Here is a 15,834-nt window from a genome sequence, read left to right on the forward strand (position 1 = left end):
CGCTTCGTCTCACGTCATTTCTGCCATTAAATGTCGTGCCGGTGCATCGCCGAATTCCCTGAAGTCTAAAAGAAAGCTCCGGCGTGCCCTTCTTTTTTCGCGGAAATGCTCAATAAATTTTACTTTCCCTGCTGTAATTGTTGAATTTTAAGGCGGATTATATTTGCCTAGACGGGAAGTTATGCGTCAATTCAACCATAAAAATGTTCTTCCCATTGATATTTCTCGCAATTTACCTTTAATTATAGCACTCAGACATTCTGCAAAATCCAAGATGTATTTTGTTTTTTTAGTGTACTATTTCGCGGCCAAATGTTGGCGGAGGAGGAGGAACTCATGAAATTTAAAACTCTCGCCGGTTTACGCGCGCTTAGTGCCGCGCTCCTTGTCGGTTGCGCTTTCACGACCACCCATGCTTGGGCGCAGGACGCTAAACCCAATATTTTGATCATCTGGGGCGACGATATCGGGCAGTTCAACATCAGCGCCAACAACCAAGGCATAATGGGTTACCGGACGCCCAACATCGACAGCATTGGACAGCAGGGCGCGATTTTCACCGACTGGTATGGTCAGCAAAGCTGCACCGCTGGTCGCGCGGCCTTCTTGACCGGACAGTCGCCGATCCGCACGGGCCTGACAAAGGTCGGTTTGCCAGGCGCACCCGAGGGTTTGATGAAGGAAGATCCCACAATCGCCGAGCTGCTGAAGCCGATTGGTTACGCGACCGGACAGTTCGGAAAGAATCATGTCGGGGACCGCAATGACATGTTGCCGACGGTTCACGGTTTTGATGAGTGGTTCGGCAATCTCTATCACCTCAACGCGGAAGAGGAACCGGAGAACGTCGACTATCCCAAGAACCCGACCTTCAAAGCCCAGTTTGGTCCGCGCGGCGTACTGCATTGCTTCGCGACCGACACGGACGACCCGACCGTCGATCCTCGCTTCGGCAGGGTTGGAAAGCAGAAGTGCGAGGACACCGGCCCGCTTAGCAGACTGCGGATGGAGACCGTCGACGAGGAAGTCACCGCCGGTGCTATCAAATTCATGGACAAGGCGGTGAATACTGACAAGAAGCCATTCTTCGTCTGGTGGAACTCGTCCCGCATGCACGTATTCACCCACCTCAAGAAGGAGAGCCAGGGCAAGACCGGGCTTGGCACCTACGCCGACGGCATGGTCGAACACGATGGCCAGGTTGGCGAGCTGTTGGCGGAACTGAAGAAACTTGGCGTCGAGGACAACACGATTGTCATGTATTCGAGCGATAATGGTGCGGAGTTCTTCAACTGGCCCGACGGCGGTACGACCATGTTCCGCGGCGAGAAGAACACGCAATGGGAGGGTGGTTTCCGCGTTCCGACCTTCATCCGCTGGCCGGGTGTCATCAAGCCCGGAACCACGGTCAACAAGGTCGGTGCGCATGAGGATATGATCCCGACGCTGCTCGCGGCCGCAGGCGATTCAACCGTCAAAGAGGACTTACTCAACGGCCGGAAGATCGGCGACATGACCTATAAGGTCCACCTCGACGGCTATAACCTGTTACCTTCACTGAAAGATAATGAGAAGGACTGGCCACGTCACGAGTTCCTATACTGGACAGATGGAGGCAGTGTCGCAGCGCTGCGCTATGACGACTGGAAAATTTCGTTCCTCAGGCAGAACTCCGTCGGTATCAAGGTCTGGGAAACTCCATTCGAGGAGCTTCGCTGGCCGATGCTCACCAATTTGCGCATGGACCCCTTCGAGCGGGCGTCCGATGAATCGACCGGTCACCCACAGTGGGCCGCAGAGCGGATGTTTGCTTTGTCCCCCGCTGCGGCCTATGTCGCCCAATGGATTTCGAGCTTCCAGGAGTTCCCGCCGCGCCAGAAGCCTGGCAGCTTCAGCCTGGATCGCGTAATGGACGCGATGACCTCAGCCGGAAAGGGCAACAACTAACAATGTGCGTCCGACCGGGTCTTCGCGTCCGGTCTGACGGGCAGGGTTGCGCTATCGAATTCGCGCGGCCAGATCATCCCTGCAGGCTTCGCTGAATTCTGTCAGGAGATTCTTCATCGTACCATGTCGAGCATAGTCGCGCAGCTCGATGACCGTGCGGTTGGGCTCCAGGTAGGTATCAAGAATGAGGCTTTCGATCCGCACAGCGGCATCGATCACGGCACGGGTCGAAACCACGCGCATATGTCCAACCAGGGCGTAGAGCCGAACAACTTTGCTGACATCTTCGCCTTCAATCTGGTGGACGAGTGCATCTGCAAACTGAACCGCAGTTTCGTCGATAAAGTCGCGATACAGTGTTTCAAGCTTCTCCCTTTCTTCATGCCGTATCGCGTTGCGAAACTGCGTGTGCTGCGTGAACCAGGATGTCGACAGAGATGTCAGTCCACCGATCATCGCTCCTGCCAGGGCCGAGAATGCCGGAATGTAGGCTGGATTCATGTTGGCCTCCGTGTCGCCCACGTACTATTTCGCAGAATCGATTTGCTTGAGCTTGACTGCCGCGGTTCCGAACTGCCCCAATTGATAGACCGCTGCTCCGGCAGGCGAGAACGCAAACGACTCGAATGGTTCGGCGACCATTTGATCAAGATACTGTTGCGGAGCTGCTCCTGTTGAAACGTGTGGGTTGAAGCGCTCTCCCGAGGCCTTTGGAACGAACCCGGCAACGTATTCGATCAGGAGCGGATCGATCAACGGGTCATCGGGGGTGGTGAAGAACGCCGATGAATCCCCGTTGTCCATCGTGAATGGCGTGACGGCTTCGATCAGGTCTGCCTGCAGCTTGATCAATGCAGGGGTTTGCTTAATCACGATGCCAGCAACGCCCGTGTCGCCGCTTGGAATGTAGTAGTATTTGATCGCCTCGAGCTTCATTTCGCTCAGGTTGGATTTCGCCAGCACTGAGTTGGTCGCGGCATACACTTTGTCGAGATCGGACGTCCGTACGAAGCGCTGAATGAGCGTGATGTGGGGGGTGTGTGTCACATCGAGCGGAAAGCCCTTCGGGAAAACACTGAGCAGGCGTGCGTTATTGGCCTTAGCGTGTTGAAGCATCACCGCGTCTGGTTCCAGCAAGATGTCGATTGCCGTTGTTTCACTTGCCTGGAAGCCGAGAGCAAGCGCCGAACTTTCGGCCTTGCAGTCATGCGTTGGGGCCAGTCCCTTCGTTCGTATCGAGGCGACCTCCGCCCTTGCGGCCTCCATGTCTGCCCGAAACACCGGGTCTGCGTGTAGGCGGGCTACGGTGGCCGCCCCCATGAAGCGCCCCCAGACCACGTCGCTGTACCAATGATGGTTGACGACCATCCGGCTCTCGCCGAAAGCGCGGCCCCGCGCCAGAAGTTCGTCCGCACGATCGGGCATTATTTCCGAAAGGATGAGTGCTACGCCCCAACCGATCGCGGTGTGACCAGACGGATAAGAGGGGTCCTTTTCCAAGTCGGCCTGATACGTCGGCAGGCCGATGGGTTCATGGTTCTGTTGAAACGGCCTCTTGCGATGATAGTAGTTCTTGGCGGTGTAGGTCGACAGCCCGATGTCGCTGACCGATCGCCGCAGCAGGGTTGAGAGATACGGAGCGTTCTCTTCCGCGATTTGCGTGTTCGATGCGCAGGAGAAGTCGCTCATCAGGCTCGAAAACTTCAGATCGAAATCTCCTTCTGCCAAGGTGAACCTTGGCGTACCGCGCAAAGCGAACGTCCTCTGGGCGATGTCGTCGTCTTGGCGCTGCGCTGCAGAACTGGGTTCCGGCGGCCGGGGGATCAACACAAGGCTGTTGGGAAGAGCCTTCGGATCAAGATATCCCCGCAGCCAACCCATGCCGAGCTCTGGATGAAATTCAGGAACGGTCCCGAGTTCGGTCCCGCCGTATGAACTGGCCTCCTTCGATATCCCGCTGCTCACGAAGGGAATCGTTGCGACAATCGCGGCCATGGTTATCGCGCTTGCCACCCGGAGAAATGCCAGTTTCATTGACCCGTCCTCTTGGGGCTGGAAGCGACAGCAAGACGACGGCAATTTCGAGTACCTTGTCGGATCTTTCTATCGAGAGCCGGATTGCCGTACCTGGTGTCGTCATCACCATCTCCGGCAAGAAACACTGACTCTGGCGTGCCGTCGATCAAGATGGCTACGTGCTCGACCAGATCGTTCAGAACCGCCGCAATACCAAGGCTGCCAAACGCTTGCTTGTTCGTTTGCTGAAAAGCAGGGCGTAGCCGCCAAAGCGGATCATCCCCGACAAGCTGCGATCTTACGCCGCCGCAAAACGCCAGATCATGCCAACCCTCGAGCACCGTCCCCCACGGGATTAAACATCGAGCGGAGAATTCGCATCTGCCGCTGCGAAAACGGGAGCGGGTGATGCAAACATTTCGATCATCGGGAAGCCTTGAACCGTTCCTCTCAGCTTTCTCCGCGATCCGTAATCTCTTCGTGCCGCCTCGGACAAGACGCACCGCCCTTGCAATCCACCTCCATCGCATAAGCGGCACTTGCACACTGGAAATCCGTCACCGGTGTTGCCGCCTGAAGTCCGGCATCCACCAAGCTTTGTCTTCAAAGACTTAACCTGACATCACCGTTGGCTGACCTTCGGCTGGGTATTGGAAAGGAGATGACTGCGTTCCTGCCGTTGCGCGTCTGCTCGAACCGGAATGCGGAACCATGTATCGTTGCAATCCGGTTGATGATTTCCAGTCCAATGCCACGCACGTTTCCATCATCACGCTTGACGGGGGTCTCAGGCCACCGTGGAGGACCGCCATTATCATAAACGCCAACGGTGCCGTTTTCGTCGACTCTAACTGTGATCGATGTGCCCGCCTCGGTATGTTTGACGGCATTCTCGATCAAATTCCGCAACGCGTCCCGTATCAAGCTTCCAACGGCAGGTACGATCAGTTGACCGCGCTGTTCGAAAGCAATTGAATGACGCGTCTGATATACCCAAGGAGCAAGACTTTCGACCAGCTCTTCTGTGAGCTTGTTGATGTTTGTCGACAGAAATTGCTTGCGGTCTACTCCGTCCAGATTTCCCAATGCTGATAACTGCTGCACAAATTGCACCAGTTCGTCGAGGTCTTTTTCGGCCTTTCGCGCGCGCGGATGAACTATTTGCTCGAGTTCCAGCTTGATGACCGCCAAGGGGGTTCGGACTTCATGTGCTATGGCGGAAGTCAGCAGCTTTTGGGCTTGCATGAGATGGCGGACGCGGTCAAATGCTTCATTTACTGCCGCAGCCAGTTGCGCCACCTCAAGCGGCATCCCTACGGTGTCGAGTCGTGATTGAGGGTCGGCGGCGTCGATGGCTGCCGCTTCTCTTGCAGCCCCCCGCACCGGACGCAGCGCCGTGGTTATCGACAACAGTGTCGCGCCAAGTACGAAGATGACGAGAATGCCCATAGGCACAATCATATGATCGATCACTTCCTTCGACAGGACAGCATTCACTCGGGTGACAGGATCGCCGATGGTCGCGATTTCTACGACAAAGGGCTTTTGCGTGATTTCGACTGTTTCGCCGCCGGCAAGCGTGAGCGGTTTGCCGGGCTCGATAATTCGAAGCCAAAAATCTGGAGTTTTCAAATCGACTGGAAGAAAATGTTCAGCACATTGGTCCGTGCAGTTTGAAAACAGGATCCGTCCCGATCCGTCGCGAATTCGGGCAAAATATCCGGTTGTCTGGCTGCCATAACGATCAGACAGTTCTGGCGGGAGATCAAACGTTGGCGACGTACCACCCGTTCCGATACCTTTAGCAAGTTCAGATACCTCTTGTTCAACGAGCAGCCTGCCAAGTTCCTCGTCGTTCCAATAGTAATCGGCAAGGACGATCAGCAACTGCGCGAGCATTGCCAGGATTGCAAAAAGGACGATACGTCGGGCCACAATCTGCCCAAGAGGTTGGGATCGTCGCATCAAGGATTGCTTTCACGCAACATATATCCTACGCCTCTGATTGTTTCGACGACGAGTGCTGTGTCGAAGTATTCCAGCTTTTTCCTCAATCTGGATATCGCCAGTTCCACTGCGTTCGACGTGCGCTCGTCTCCGAATTCAGAAAATGCGCTTTCCAGTTTTCGTTTGGGAAGGACACGACCCGCATTGCGCATCAAATGTTCGAGCACTGCGCATTCCCGCGGGGCAAGGGATATTGGTTCGCTGCCGCAATTGACCAATGACGTTGCGAGGTTGAGTGTCAGCTTCCCGAATGCGAGCTCCGGCATCATCGACTGGGGAGGGCGACGCAGCAAGGCTCTCATCCGGGCTAGAAGTTCTCCATTGTTGAAAGGTTTGGCGAGATAATCGTCGGCACCGGCGTCGAGACCGACGATCCGCTCATCGATCGTACTTCTCGCTGTCAGTATTAAAACAGGGATTTGGTGTCCCAACCTTCGCAAGGATCCGAGCGTTTCGAGGCCGTCTTCATCGGGCAATCCGAGATCGAGCAGTACAATATCATACTCGGCTCCCGACATGGCATGGCGTGCGTCTTCACCGGTTGCAAATGCATCCACCTGCCAATTCGCATCTCGCAGAATCTCGCTGATCAGCTGGCACAGGCGCACGCTATCTTCTATCAGCAGGACCCGCATAGTGCCTCACCGTCGCTTTTTGCCCGTGACCATCGACCAAACCAGATTTTCCCTCAGCCGCCAGCTTTCAACGATAGCGGATACTGCGTGCAACAACGCCAGAACCATAATCATGTTGCCCGAGAGCGCATGCAAGGATTTGATGAGCTTGTTTCCCCAAAAAATATCTGTTCCCATCAGCCAGCCAGTCGAACAGCTAAAGGCAAGCAACCCCATGAGCGCAAGCATCATGACGGCTCCCAGCGGGGAATGGCCGATGTGACGGTTGGGGCGGCCCTGCTTTAATTCACCCAGATGCCCCACAATCTTGTTCGGGGTCGGGAAAAACTCCGAAAAACGCGCGTAGCGTGTTCCTACAACGCCCCAAACAAGACGGACAGTCAACACCGCCGCAATGACGTATCCCGTCACCCGATGCCAATACTTCCCCTCCTCAAGAATCCAAAGATTGAGGATGACACCGCACACAACAATCCAGTGGAAGAGCCGAACAACAGGATCCCATACCTTGATCGTGGCTCCTGTGGAGGGGCGTGCACCCTCCACGTCAACCGAGAAGTGGTACAACATGCGTCATCCGTCGATTTCGGATTTGACAATTTCGCCGGTCATCGGATTGAAATAGACCTCGGCTTTCTTGCCTTCCTTATTCCAACCATAAATCTCATAGCAGCTTCCCGTCGTTTCGAAGGTCTTCACTTTGTAGCCGAGATCGGCGATCTTTTTCTGAATGGCCGTCTCGGACATCCACTTGGTCTTTGGCTCCTTGGTGCATGCAGGGCTTGCCAAGGCAACGGCTGGAGTTAGCAGAAGGATTGAGAGTGCGGCGACAGTCTGAGTTTTCATAGGTCGTTTCCTTTTTCCCCGCGTCCGGGAGCGGCACGGTGAAACGTTCTTAGTTCGAACAAGCTGTCCGTTAGCTGTCGAGATAATAATTTCCGACCGCCGACAGTCCCAAATAGCTGATCTCGACTACGAGGATCGTTAATGGTAACGGGGCCGTTACGCTTTGACCTTGATCAATGCCCCTGCCGTCACGCGAAGTGAGAATGGAGCCTCGGCATTGGCCGTTTGCTCAAAGGATCACTACGATGAACGACATGGTTTTGCGCCAGAACATCCTCGACGAACTTGAATTCGAACCAAGCCTTAACGCTGCAAACATCGGTATCTCGGTCGAAAGTGGAGTCGTCACGCTGACGGGTCATGTGCCCACTTACATGGAAAAGAACACCGCGGCCGATGTCGTGTGTCGCGTCAAGGGAGTTCGCGGGATTGCGCAGGATATGGAAGTACGCCCAGTGGGTAGTCATCGTATGGCTGACGAGGAGATCGCCAAGCGTGCTTTGAATATTCTCAGTTGGAGCGCCGCTATCCCTGATGGGGCCGTTCAGGTTCAAGTCGATGATGGATGGGTGGTACTCACTGGCACAGTCGAATGGAACTATCAAAAAATTGCTGCGACGGAAGCGGTTCGAGGGCTGGCAGGTGTTTTCGACGTTGCCAACAATATTCAAGTCAGACCTCATGTGTCGTCATTCGACGTGAAGAAGCGGATTGAGGATGCGTTGAAGAGAAGTGCCCGGATTGAACCATCCGATATTCGAGTGGCAGTCGATGATTCTGGCAGGGTAGTTCTCGAAGGGCATGTGAAGGTTTGGGCGGAGCGTAGCGTCGCGGCGCGGGCAGCATGGTCGGCATCCGGCGTGCACGCGGTTGAGAATTTGCTCACCGTCGCCTAACCATTTGAGGCTCTGCGACCGGGACGACTCAGGGAAGAAGAAGGACGAGCGCTAGAAAGATCGCGCACCAAGGCCCGCAAATCTGAATCCCATTGCGCCAACGATGCCCCCGGCAAAGACAGCAACACCAGCGATAAATGCACCTTTAGTTTCGCTCGGTCCGCGCGTACCAAGGGTTTGGCAACGTCGTAGTGCGCCATATTCCAATAGAAAAGCTTCCCCAGTTCAATTCCCATATCTGTGGTAATCCCCGTAACGTGGGTCGTCCGAATGCAAGCGTTGGAGAGCTTGGTGATTTCGGCGTTTTGCAAGCCCATGATGAAGCGTAGGAGCACCACGGTCGCAGGGACAAACAGCCATCGGTCTGCGAGAGGTTGCTGCCCATAAAACCAAAGCAAAGCAGAAGAACGGCCTCGATCAAGATCGGAAAGGGCGTATTTGCTTTGCAGCGACTGTTGCCGCCCCAATTGGCGAGTATAGCCGAACGGCGCGCCTGCGACAAACGAGACAAATGCGACCTATCCGGCAAGTGCAAATTTGACACCCCCCAAAGCAAAGCTGTCGGCCATCGACGACACGATGACCGACATGTGCGAGGTGTACTGTTTTACTGCCAGAAAACCTCCGGCATTCGCCGCACCCGCGATAAACGTCAGAATATAGGCCGAGTGGCGGTCGGCAGGGGCGCTTCTTACCCATCCCGTCAGACTGCCAGATAGTTTCTCATGGTACCGTCGCAAGCATAATCAATCGACTACGCTGGTCTATTCAATCATTGCCCGAAGGGCGTTCCACTTTGTAATCTCGGCGCTTCGCAGGGTTGGAAGAGCGATAATTCCCTTGTCCTTCAACTTTGAAAATACCCGGGAAATAGTTTCGATAGTGAGACCAAGATAATCGCCTATGTCCATGCGTGACATAGGAAGCTCTACCTGTTCCAATCCACCTTGACGTTCGGCCAGATCGAGGAGGAAAGCAGCCACGCGCTCGGCGGCCGTCTGACGGCCGAGAACGAGCAAATGCTCTTGTGCACGCGTAAGACTGCGCAATGTCAACGAGAACAGTTCTTGGGAGATGTCGCCGAACTTCGAGCGCGGAAACAACCGGAGGCTTGTACCCGTTATCGCTTCTGCAAAGAAATGGTGGTTTGTATCGGCTTCGAGACCGAAGACTTCGCCGGATAAATAAAATGCGCTGATCTGCCTGCGACCGTCGGCGAGTAACCGATAGACACGGACAGCACCAAACTCAACCTGATAGATGTTTCCCGCCTTTTCCCCCTGGGCGTAAATCTCGGAGCCCGGAGCAAAGAACGAAATTTGTTGCAGATGGACGGAACCGAACGGTAATGGAACGATTGGACGATCGATGCCATCTGATCTGAGCTGAGCAGGAATTGTGGTGTAGGCTAGCATGTCGATCTCCCATTCAATATGATGGGACAACACTCGCTGATATCATCATGCTGCGAAATTCGTTTATGTACCTACGGGTTTCTACGCAGATTGATCTGCACCGCCAGCTATATCGGTCATTCTAATGGCCGTTATTAACGCATTGCCTAGGATGGGTTTTCGAAGCACCCTTACGCCGAGCATATCAGGCATGGGTCGAGAGCGGTCCACGAGCAGCAATACGGCCTTCTGGAATCGTCGGACCGCCGCCATCGCCAATGGGTCGTTCAAAAGTGCTTCCTCGTCCACTACGACGCAACTGCCCTGGGCGGTACTCGGCGAGACGAGGGCAGAGTTCACGTTGTCGAACGAGAGAACCGCAAAGCCTTCGACCTCGAGCGCAAATTCAAGCGACCGTCGCAATCCATAGTCCGGAACAACAACAAGTACCTGGATCGAACTGGACAATTTGCATTCCCTCTAAACATTACCGAACGGCGGTGGCCGGCGAAGATGGCCCAAATACCTGATCGTGTTTTGGAGGATGTGCATTGCGTTAGGTCAAATCGGCGCCGACCGTATTCTTAGTTAATCGATGTCGAGCTTCACACTGAGCGCCATTCGTACAAGCTCCGGCAAGCTCCTCGCGTTCATCTTTGCCATTACGTTTGCACGATGAACCTCAACCGTGCGTGGACTGATATTCAGATCATAGGCGATGGTTTTGTTGGGGAGTCCTGCCACCACTCCTGAGAGGACTTGCCGTTCGCGGTCGGTCAACTCCTCCAGCCGGGTCCGGATGGTCGAAGCATCATCCGATTCATCCGCCGTTTCAGTTAGTTGTGCTGCCGCCCGTTTTACCGCTTCAATCAAGACTTCGTCTTCAAACGGCTTTTCTATGAAGTCCAAGGCCCCGGCCTTCATGGCCTCCACGGCCATCGGCACGTCTCCATGCCCCGTTATAACGATAGAGGGAATACGAAGGTCGGCAAATTTCAAGTTGCGCAACAATTCCACGCCGTTCATGTCTGGCATGCGCAAATCTGTAACCAGGCAGCCATTGCGGATTGTTGGTGCGGTAGCAAGAAATCCCGTTGCTGACTCGTGCACGCGGACGGTGAAGCCGGACATCGTCAGCACGAACGCGAGAGACTTTCTGACGGCCTCTTCATCGTCCACAACGTGGACAGTGTAGTCGTCAATCGCCATTTGGGTGCCTATCCTCAATTGCCGGAAGCGTGAAGCGGAATGTGGTACCCCCGCTCTCATTCTTCCTTGCTGTTATCCCGCCACCATGTGCCTCGACAATTCGCTTGGAGATCGAAAGACCAACTCCCATGCCGTCGGGCTTTGTGGTCATAAAGGGCTTGAACAGCTGCGCGGCGATATCGTCAGGTATGCCGGCTCCAGTATCAGCAACCTCGACCACGACCCACCCGTTCTCGTCCAAATTCGTTTGCACAAGCAGGTCACGTTTGTCACTGTCCTGCATCGCTTCCATCGCATTGCGCATCAGGTTGATCAAGACCTGTTGGATTTGCACGCCGTCGACCATGACGAACTTGGCGTCCGGACCAAACTCGAACACGGACCTGATACCGCGTTCACGCGACCCCACGAGCGCCAGAGCGCCAGCTTCCTCGACCAGCTTGCGTATGTCTTGTTGCATCTTGTCGGTCTCGCCGCGTGTTACAAATTCCCTTAGATGCCTGATAATTTGGCCCGCACGCAGGGCTTGCCTCGATGTCTCTTCCAAAGCCTCGCGCATTTTCAACGCGAGGGCATCATCCATGTCGCGCAGCAGTCGTGTGCATCCTTGGGCATAGTTTGCTATGGCAGACAGCGGCTGGTTGAGTTCATGGGCCAGCGTCGAAGCCATTTCCCCCAGTTCGTTAAGTCGCGCCAGCCGTGCCAGCTCGCCCTGAATTTCATGCAGCCGAGCTGCGGATTCTTCGCGCTCGGTCAAATCCCGAATGAATCCGGTGAAGAAGACTTTATCTCCGGTCTTTATCTCTCCGACTGCAAGTTTCATCGGAAACGTCGAACCATCCTTGCGTTTGCCCACGACGACGCGATCGATGCCGATGATGCGCTTTTCGCCCGTTTTCAAATACCTACTTATGTAACCGTCGTGCTCCCGTTGGTAAGGCTCTGGCATCAAGATCCGGACATTCCGGCCGACGACCTCGGCCTCGGTGTAGCCGAACTGCCGAACGGCTGCCGCGTTGAATGACCTGATTGTTCCATCCTTTTCGATGACGACCGTTGCATCGAGTACTGTGTCCAGAATCGACCGGAGGTGCGCTTCGCGTGCGTCGAGGTCGCTGACTATGTTATCAGTTACTTGTCTCGCATGGTGAAGCAGCCCGCCCATCCATGCAATTACTAGGCCGACGACAATCAAAATGCTAAACGCAACCACGTTTTGCGTCTGGTCAAACTGGGCACCGCCTAGATAGAACCCGGATAGCAAAGAAAGAAAGACCGCGGCTATGCCAGGCCCGATCCCCCCGGCGATAGAGGCGACGAGGATCGACGGAATGAACAGAATGAAAACCGCGCGGTCCTGAAGAAGGTCCTGCATTGCCAATCGGAGTAACAATGCAGCCAAGACTGCTGCGGCCGCGAGGACATAACCTTTCCTCCCCTCAAACCGGGAGGAGAGAGCGGCTTGGAGGAACCTTCCCCGGACGCCGGGTATGTCACGTGCGGGCATGGCTGTGTCGCGGTTCCAGATGTAGTTCGTTTTCAAGATTGTCGACCAACACACAGCAATATAAATTCAAAGGTTTCAATCACAAATAGTACCCGTGAGCGAGGCAAGGGCCGTCTATCCAGAATGACTTAGTGTGTAAACCACGCGCTATGCTGTTGGCCTCAGCCTGGCGAGAAAAGGCAGCGCCAGGCGAGTTGCGGAAAGCGCTTAGCGTAAGAAGCAGCGTTTCTTGGCAGAATTTGAGTCTACCGCGGATATCGAGCAGACGTCGCGTTGTAACAAACGCCTCGTGTCATTGGAAATCACCGAAAGAGCCAATTCCGCAATGGCGATGCCGGCTGTCCAAGCGTTGACACGGGCCGTGAAAATTCCTGCGAATGCGAGAACCCACGGAGACCTACGAGCCAGACTCTGATGGTGATCTGAGCTCACTTTTGCCACAAGCGATCATTAATTGCCGTGTGGACGCTGACCGTAAACACTGCGGTACCGCTTAATATGAAATTCCATGAGATCTAGTTTAGTTTGCTGCTTGTACTGCAAGTCCTAACCAGGGACAAAAGGGGAGACAATCAGCCACAAAACCAACGATTGCCAAACAGCAATCTTGCCAGCGGAGTCTACTCTTTTTGGATTCTCCTACGAGTGCAGCTTATTGCGATCACATTAGCGATGGTGAAATTCATCACACTGCGTTGGATCAAATTCAAACTAGATCCACTGACACATCGAAGGGTCAGTTAGGGCCACTGCCCGATCCCCCGGCACCAGTCATTTGAGTGGGTTGGCGGCTGTAAACTACTAGCAACTTAGGCGGATTTCCGAATTAGCTCGCCGTGGACTCTTTAGCACGCAGCCAAATGCGGATTGATGCAAGTTTAGAATTGCATTGGGGAAGCACCTTTGCCGGCGGCCCAAACAGACTTCACGCCACAATGCACTACCGTGGTTTCTCGTCGCTACTGGGAAGGCATGTCGTCGTCATATAAGATACGCTCGGATGCCCCGTCCAAGTCCTCGTACTGCCCATTTTTTAGGGACCAGAGAAATAGAATCAGTCCAACCATACCAAGCACCAGCGATATGGGAATCAAGTAAAAGAAGTCGCTCATTTTGCCACTCCCCTCGACCGCAACTTGAAGCCCAAAGGCTTTGTCTTTCCCTGCATCGGCTCACCTTTAAGCCTCAAGGCGTTGGCCACAACCACTATGGACGACAGGGACATGGCAATCGCCGCGACAAAGGGAGTTGCGTGACCGAGAATTGCGACAGGCAGCGCCACGACGTTGTAGCCGATGGCGATAACGAAGTTCTGCCTGATCAATTTGGCTGCATCCCGTGCGATGCGATAAGCAACAAACACGGTTTCAAGGCTGTCTTGAAGAAAAACAAAGTCGGCATTGTTGCGACCAACGTCGGCGGCGGTTGCGGGGGCCATAGATATATGCGCTGCCATGAGAGCGGGCGCATCATTTAAGCCGTCACCGACCATCAGGACCTTCCGGCCCTGCTTTGCCAGCATTTGTATGCGTTCAAGCTTCCCGCTCGGCAGGATGCCCGCCGTGTAATTCGAAATGCCCAGCTGATCAGCAATTTCACGCACCGCGGGTTCGCTGTCCCCGGATATTATCTCCATAACAATTCCGGCGTGACGTAATTTCTCGACGAGGGAATGCGCGCCTGGCCGGATTCTGTCAGTGAAAACGAACGATGCGAGCTTTCGCCCATCGCAAGAAAACACCGTCTCGGCCGGAATTTGCCCGCCATCTTCGTTGCGCCCGCATGCCGCTCGCCCGAGCCGATAGACCTTGCCTTGAGAAATGCCTTCCAGCCCGAGGCCGGGAAATTCCTGTACTTGGTCAAAGTGAAATCTGGGATGGCTCTTTACGTGTGGCGCGGCCGCGTGAAGCGCCTGTGCGCTCGGATGGCGCGAGTGGGAAGCAAGCTCCGCAGCTGCGGAGAGCGCCCAACCGTCAATCTCGCCGATGTTCGTGACGCGCATCTGCCCCAGCGTCAGCGTGCCCGTCTTGTCGAAAACGACAGTGTCGATTTCATTGAGGCGTTCCATTGCCGACCCGTCCTTCACCATGACCCTGCTTTCGAAAAGCCGGCGTGCGGCCATCACCTGGACCATCGGCACAGCAAGACCGAGCGCGCAGGGGCAGGTAATGATCAAAACAGCAATGGCGACTGTCGCGGCCTGATGCACATCCCCTTGAAAAATCATCCAGCTCACGAAGCTGAGGAGCGACGTCAAGTGGACCGCCGGCGCGTAAAGACGGGAGGCACGGTCGGCAATACGCTGATAAACAGACTTGCCGGATTCGGCGGCTTCCATCAGCCCTATCATTTCGGCGAGAAATGAATCTTCGGCAACAGCTGTGGCAACAACTACCAGCGATCCGGTGATATTCAATGTTCCGGCGTGCAGGGCTGCACCCGATTCAACTTGGCGTGGCGCGCTTTCGCCAGTGACGAGAGAGAAGTCTATCTCGGAGATACCGCGCTCAACTTCGCAATCGGCAGGAACGCGCTCGCCGGCGGCGATCAACAGACGCGTGCCCGGCCGAATCTCTTTCAACGGGAGATATTCATATTCACCGTCGGCTCCGATCGTCAGCGCACCCCGAGGCGACAGTTGTGCGAGCCCCTTCACAGCCGTGCGCGTCCGCTCGCGCATGACGTAATCCAGCGTACGCCCGATCAATAGGAAAAACACCAAAGACGTTGCGGCGTCAAAATAGGCGTGTTCGTATCCGTGATAGGTGTCGTAGACGCTGAGGGCGAAGGCTGCGGAGATGCCGATGGAAATCGGCACTTCCATATTGGTTTGTCCGTGCCGGAGCGCGCGCCAGGCGGATTGAAAGAACACCCGTCCGGAATAGATGAGCGCGGGCAGGGCTATGCTGGCACAAATCCAATGAAGGATGTTTCGCGTGGAACCTTCTGCGCCAGCCCAGACGGAGACTGACAAGGACATGATGTTCATGGAGGCAAATGCAGCAACCGCCAGCGCCCTGAGCATCCTTGGAAGCTCGCCGTCAGGCGTGGCAGTGGGATCGAAAACATGCCCATCATAGCCGAGCCGCTTAAGCTCGCCAATCGCATCGGGAGGCGTCTCATGGTCCAGCCAGCGCAGCACCAAACGTTTGTTCGACAGATTGACCCGCACGTTCTGCACGCCGTCAAGCTTTGCCAGTCCCCGCTCGATCTTATTGATGCAGCCGCCGCAGTGGATCGAAGGGACAGAGATTTCCGTCTGCAGGATGCCGTCGCCAATGCTCCGGCTTGCCAGTCTGAATTCTTCGGCCGATGGGGTTGAAGGGCGAAAGGCATCGGCCGATACAATTGTGGTTGCGGGCGTACAGCAGGTCATA

Annotated in this window: 15 protein-coding genes and 1 pseudogene; 3 read left to right on the forward strand and 13 right to left on the reverse strand. The window is 55.1% G+C overall.

The features are described 5' to 3' along the window. Window positions 1–336 precede the first annotated feature (336 nt). Window positions 337–1,947 carry an arylsulfatase gene (locus tag BLR72_RS11720; protein ID WP_091948697.1) on the forward strand — a complete coding sequence of 537 codons (1,611 nt, stop codon included), beginning with the start codon at window positions 337–339 and terminating at the stop codon, window positions 1,945–1,947. A 51-nt stretch (window positions 1,948–1,998) separates the two neighbouring features. Here the strand turns inward: BLR72_RS11720 and BLR72_RS11725 are convergent, their stop codons facing one another. After that, window positions 1,999–2,448, reverse strand: a complete 450-nt coding sequence (locus tag BLR72_RS11725) for a hypothetical protein (RefSeq protein WP_139202525.1) — start codon at window positions 2,446–2,448, stop codon at window positions 1,999–2,001. A gap of 24 nt (window positions 2,449–2,472) precedes the next feature. Further along, entirely contained in the window at window positions 2,473–3,981 is a 1,509-nt protein-coding gene (locus BLR72_RS11730) for an acid phosphatase (RefSeq protein ID WP_091948703.1), read from the reverse strand. A gap of 98 nt (window positions 3,982–4,079) precedes the next feature. Here BLR72_RS11730 and BLR72_RS11735 point away from each other — a divergent pair. Beyond that, a pseudogene (locus tag BLR72_RS11735) lies at window positions 4,080–4,540 on the forward strand (transposase); the annotation flags it as partial. A gap of 26 nt (window positions 4,541–4,566) precedes the next feature. Here the strand turns inward: BLR72_RS11735 and BLR72_RS11740 are convergent. Genes BLR72_RS11740 through BLR72_RS11755 form a run of 4 tightly spaced genes read right to left on the reverse strand, consistent with a single transcriptional unit; the run spans window position 4,567 to window position 7,451 of the window. Further along, complete coding sequence (locus tag BLR72_RS11740; RefSeq protein WP_244506685.1) at window positions 4,567–5,898, reverse strand: sensor histidine kinase; 1,332 nt, start codon at window positions 5,896–5,898, stop codon at window positions 4,567–4,569. Between the two features lie 29 nt (window positions 5,899–5,927). Continuing rightward, window positions 5,928–6,605 carry a response regulator transcription factor gene (locus tag BLR72_RS11745; RefSeq protein ID WP_091948709.1) on the reverse strand — a complete coding sequence of 226 codons (678 nt, stop codon included), beginning with the start codon at window positions 6,603–6,605 and terminating at the stop codon, window positions 5,928–5,930. A 6-nt stretch (window positions 6,606–6,611) separates the two neighbouring features. Further along, window positions 6,612–7,175: a cytochrome b/b6 domain-containing protein gene (locus BLR72_RS11750; RefSeq protein ID WP_091948711.1), complete on the reverse strand. Its 564-nt coding sequence runs from the start codon at window positions 7,173–7,175 to the stop codon at window positions 6,612–6,614. 3 nt (window positions 7,176–7,178) lie between these two features. Continuing rightward, a complete protein-coding gene (locus tag BLR72_RS11755) occupies window positions 7,179–7,451 on the reverse strand; it encodes a PepSY domain-containing protein (protein WP_091948715.1) in 273 nt (90 codons plus the stop codon). A gap of 245 nt (window positions 7,452–7,696) precedes the next feature. Here BLR72_RS11755 and BLR72_RS11760 point away from each other — a divergent pair, with 245 nt between their 5' ends. Beyond that, the gene (locus BLR72_RS11760) at window positions 7,697–8,347 is read left to right on the forward strand and encodes a BON domain-containing protein (RefSeq protein ID WP_091948718.1); all 651 of its coding nucleotides are present in this window, start codon (window positions 7,697–7,699) and stop codon (window positions 8,345–8,347) included. Here the strand turns inward: BLR72_RS11760 and BLR72_RS11765 are convergent. The 7 genes from BLR72_RS11765 to BLR72_RS11800 form a co-directional block, all read right to left on the reverse strand. Then, window positions 8,344–8,814 (reverse strand): DUF1275 family protein, encoded by a 471-nt coding sequence (locus BLR72_RS11765; protein ID WP_091948721.1) that lies wholly within the window; start codon window positions 8,812–8,814, stop codon window positions 8,344–8,346. The genes BLR72_RS11760 and BLR72_RS11765 overlap by 4 nt on opposite strands. A 297-nt stretch (window positions 8,815–9,111) precedes the next feature. Next, window positions 9,112–9,762, reverse strand: a complete 651-nt coding sequence (locus tag BLR72_RS11770) for a helix-turn-helix domain-containing protein (protein WP_091948724.1) — start codon at window positions 9,760–9,762, stop codon at window positions 9,112–9,114. An 81-nt stretch (window positions 9,763–9,843) separates the two neighbouring features. After that, a complete protein-coding gene (locus tag BLR72_RS11775; RefSeq protein WP_091948727.1) occupies window positions 9,844–10,209 on the reverse strand; it encodes a hypothetical protein in 366 nt (121 codons plus the stop codon). A 120-nt stretch (window positions 10,210–10,329) separates the two neighbouring features. Then, entirely contained in the window at window positions 10,330–10,944 is a 615-nt protein-coding gene (gene fixJ, locus BLR72_RS11780) for a response regulator FixJ (protein WP_091949557.1), read from the reverse strand. Then, window positions 10,940–12,457 (reverse strand): PAS domain-containing sensor histidine kinase, encoded by a 1,518-nt coding sequence (locus BLR72_RS11785; protein ID WP_091948730.1) that lies wholly within the window; start codon window positions 12,455–12,457, stop codon window positions 10,940–10,942. The genes fixJ and BLR72_RS11785 overlap by 5 nt, the downstream gene beginning before the upstream one ends. Window positions 12,458–13,416: 959 nt before the next feature. Next, window positions 13,417–13,569: a cbb3-type cytochrome oxidase assembly protein CcoS gene (gene ccoS, locus BLR72_RS11795; protein ID WP_091948736.1), complete on the reverse strand. Its 153-nt coding sequence runs from the start codon at window positions 13,567–13,569 to the stop codon at window positions 13,417–13,419. Beyond that, the gene (locus BLR72_RS11800) at window positions 13,566–15,833 is read right to left on the reverse strand and encodes a cation-translocating P-type ATPase (protein WP_091948739.1); all 2,268 of its coding nucleotides are present in this window, start codon (window positions 15,831–15,833) and stop codon (window positions 13,566–13,568) included. Before BLR72_RS11800 ends, ccoS begins: the two co-directional genes overlap by 4 nt. Between the last annotated feature and the right edge of the window lies 1 nt (window position 15,834).

The sequence above is a fragment of the Phyllobacterium sp. YR620 genome (assembly GCF_900104165.1).
Classification (GTDB): Bacteria; Pseudomonadota; Alphaproteobacteria; order Rhizobiales; family Rhizobiaceae; genus Phyllobacterium; species Phyllobacterium pellucidum.

What these genes read in the sequence shown, in the direction of transcription:
- BLR72_RS11720 (WP_091948697.1), top strand. Translation starts at nt 337, where the DNA reads ATGAAATTTAAAACTCTCGCCGGTTTACGCGCGCTTAGTGCCGCGCTC.
- BLR72_RS11725 (WP_139202525.1), bottom strand. Translation starts at nt 2,448, where the DNA reads ATGAATCCAGCCTACATTCCGGCATTCTCGGCCCTGGCAGGAGCGATG.
- BLR72_RS11730 (WP_091948703.1), bottom strand. Translation starts at nt 3,981, where the DNA reads ATGAAACTGGCATTTCTCCGGGTGGCAAGCGCGATAACCATGGCCGCG.
- BLR72_RS11745 (WP_091948709.1), bottom strand. Translation starts at nt 6,605, where the DNA reads ATGCGGGTCCTGCTGATAGAAGATAGCGTGCGCCTGTGCCAGCTGATC.
- BLR72_RS11750 (WP_091948711.1), bottom strand. Translation starts at nt 7,175, where the DNA reads ATGTTGTACCACTTCTCGGTTGACGTGGAGGGTGCACGCCCCTCCACA.
- BLR72_RS11755 (WP_091948715.1), bottom strand. Translation starts at nt 7,451, where the DNA reads ATGAAAACTCAGACTGTCGCCGCACTCTCAATCCTTCTGCTAACTCCA.
- BLR72_RS11760 (WP_091948718.1), top strand. Translation starts at nt 7,697, where the DNA reads ATGAACGACATGGTTTTGCGCCAGAACATCCTCGACGAACTTGAATTC.
- BLR72_RS11770 (WP_091948724.1), bottom strand. Translation starts at nt 9,762, where the DNA reads ATGCTAGCCTACACCACAATTCCTGCTCAGCTCAGATCAGATGGCATC.
- BLR72_RS11785 (WP_091948730.1), bottom strand. Translation starts at nt 12,457, where the DNA reads ATGCCCGCACGTGACATACCCGGCGTCCGGGGAAGGTTCCTCCAAGCC.
- ccoS (WP_091948736.1), bottom strand. Translation starts at nt 13,569, where the DNA reads ATGAGCGACTTCTTTTACTTGATTCCCATATCGCTGGTGCTTGGTATG.
- BLR72_RS11800 (WP_091948739.1), bottom strand. Translation starts at nt 15,833, where the DNA reads ATGACCTGCTGTACGCCCGCAACCACAATTGTATCGGCCGATGCCTTT.